The organism is Dokdonella sp. (genome assembly GCF_051958935.1).
In the GTDB taxonomy this organism is placed as follows: domain Bacteria; phylum Pseudomonadota; class Gammaproteobacteria; order Xanthomonadales; family Rhodanobacteraceae; genus Dokdonella_A.
On record NZ_JBQCFP010000069.1, the window covers coordinates 1 to 2,557 of the forward strand.

Sequence of the window (2,557 nt, forward strand, 5' to 3'; positions counted from 1 at the left end):
TCGGGTACGGCGAACGACCAGCTGTCGACCGGCTTCAAGGGTTCGTTCTCGCTGTGGAACGACCAGCAATGGAACTGGGAATTGGGCTTCGACTACGGCCACGTCCACCAGTCGACGACGACCTACGGCCTGCCGAACATGTCGATCCTCAACGCGGCCATGGGCCCGTCGTTCCTCGGCAGCGACGGCGTGGTGCACTGCGGTACGGGTCCGGACGACATCATCGATGGCTGCACGCCGTTCAATCCGTTCAACCTGCAAGACCCCAATTCGATCGCCGCCCTGAGAGCCGCGGCCTCGCCGGGCGTGAATAGCCTATCCACGCTCCAGTCGGTCAAGCGATTCGACATGAACGGCGGCCTGCTCGAACTGCCGGCTGGCACGATGCAGCTCGCCGTCGGTTACAACTACCGCACCGAGTACATCCACTCCAACGTCGACACTGGCCTCATCGTCGACTTCAACGGCAACTGTACCCTCGGCAGCCAGTGCGGTTCCGCGCTGCAGGGCGGCTACAACGTCAAGGAAGCATACGCCGAACTGTTCGTGCCGATCCTCAAGGATCTGCCGTTCGTGCACGCGTTGAACCTCACCGTGGGTGACCGCTGGTCGAAGTACAACACGTTCGGCAGCACCAATAACACGAAGTTCGCCCTCGAGTGGCGTCTGATCGAAGACCTGCTGCTGCGCGGCACGGTGTCGAAGGTGTTCCGTGCGCCAACGGTCGGCAACATCTTCGCGGGTGCCGGCAGCGATGCACCGAAGATCTCGCGTGACCCGTGCGACGGCTACACCGGTGGCGGCAACCCGGCCTGCGTCAACGTTCCAACCGACGGTTCCTTCGTCAACGAGAACGTCCGCCAGGCGCTGCAGCTCAACGCGATCGCGTCGGGCGCCGCGTTCGCCGGCTTCCCGATCGGTCCGGAGAAGGGCAAGTCGTTCGACTTCGGCGTCGTGTACGACCCACATTGGCTGGAAGGCCTGTCGGTCAGCGCCGACGTCTGGCGCCTCTATCTCAACGACAACATCGTGCGCATCGGCGCGCAGCAGGTCATCGACCTCTGCTCGGCCGGCCAGACGGCGTTCTGTCCGCTGATCCGCCGTTACCCGAGCGGTCCGAGCCAAGGCCAGATCCAGACCCTGATCGAGCCGACCGGCAACCTCGGTCGCGTGGACGTGGGTGGTGTCGATTTCGCGATGAACTACCGCCTGCCGGAGTTCTCGTTCGGTCGCTTCACCCTTGGCCTCAACGCGACGTACCTGAGGAACTACGACCTGCAGACCGCACCCGACCTGCCCGGCAACACCATCTACCACTATTCAGGGCATTTCATGAGCAACGGCTCGGCGCAGGCGGCCGCGTGTCCTGGCGCCGGCGGTGGCGTGTGCCTCTTCCCGCGCTGGCGTGCGCAGAGCCAGGTCGGCTGGCAGATGGGTCCGTTCGATGCGTCGTGGGCGATGCGCTACATCCATCGCTTCCGCATGGGTTCCGCATCGCCTTCGCAGGACACGCATCCGTACGGCACCGGCAACCCGTCGCTCGACGGCCTGTATACCGACTACGGCTCGACCGTCTATCACGACATCCAGTTCGGCTACAACCTCGAATCGCTCAACACGCGCTTCGATATCGGCGTGAACAATGTCGGCGACAAGCAGCCGCCGCTGCTGTACGCGAACAACACGCTGAACGCGAACACGGACCCGAGCGACTTCGATCTCATGGGTCGCTACTACTGGGGCCGCATCACCGTGAAGTTCTGATGTTTCGACCGAGGCAGCGGCTGCTTGGCGGCCGCTGCCTCGCGCACTCCCCATTACAAGACACGGCATTGCAACTCGCCGTTGCGAAGCCCTGCACAGGACCACCATGATTCGAACCAGACATGCACTGACCGTGTCGATCGCATTCGCCTGCGCAAGTGCGAGCGCCCAGGACGGCCTCATCGATACGACGTTCGCCGACGGCGGACGACAGGAACTCCTCCCGACCGCGGATGCGAAAGCGTTGACGATGAATGCCGCGGCGGTCGGCGCCGACGGCAGCATCCTGCTCGGCGGCTTCGAGGATCACGGCGCACCGGGCGGTGGCGCCCCGATGCTCGATCGCATCGTCGTAGCGAAGCTGCTCGCCGACGGATCGCTCGACACCAGCTTCGGCGGCGACGTCGCGCGCCCTGGCGTGGTCGTATTCGACGATCTGCAACTGAATGCACGCATGGAAGAAGCGCGTGCCGTCATCCCCCTCGCCGACGGCGGCGCGATCGTCGCGGGACTGTTCGACGCCGCCATCGATCCGTTGTCGTTCGGCGGTTTCGTGCTGAAGATCGATGCGCGCGGCAACCTCGATCCCGCCTTCGGAACCGGCGGCATCGTGCGCCTACCCTTCTCGGTGCTGGATGCCGCCATGGATTCGCAGGGACGCATCGTGCTCGCCGGAGAGGCCCGCAACGGGATTCCGGCGTATCGCGCGATCGTCGCGCGGATCGATGGAACGACCGGGGTACTCGACGTCGCATTCGACGAGGACGGGGTGTTCGAGCTCGTCGAACGCGGC

The 2,557-nt window shown here is 64.6% G+C and carries 2 protein-coding genes; both read left to right on the top strand.

The window, feature by feature from the left end; translation table 11 throughout:
• Nucleotides 1–1,764, top strand: a 1,764-nt coding sequence (locus ACTHK2_RS06500; RefSeq protein WP_440244889.1) for a TonB-dependent receptor domain-containing protein, incomplete at its 5' end; no start/stop codon positions are given.
• Nucleotides 1,765–1,870: 106 nt separating this feature from the next.
• Nucleotides 1,871–2,557 (top strand): hypothetical protein (locus ACTHK2_RS06505; RefSeq protein ID WP_440244890.1); only part of this gene is annotated, 687 nt, incomplete at its 3' end.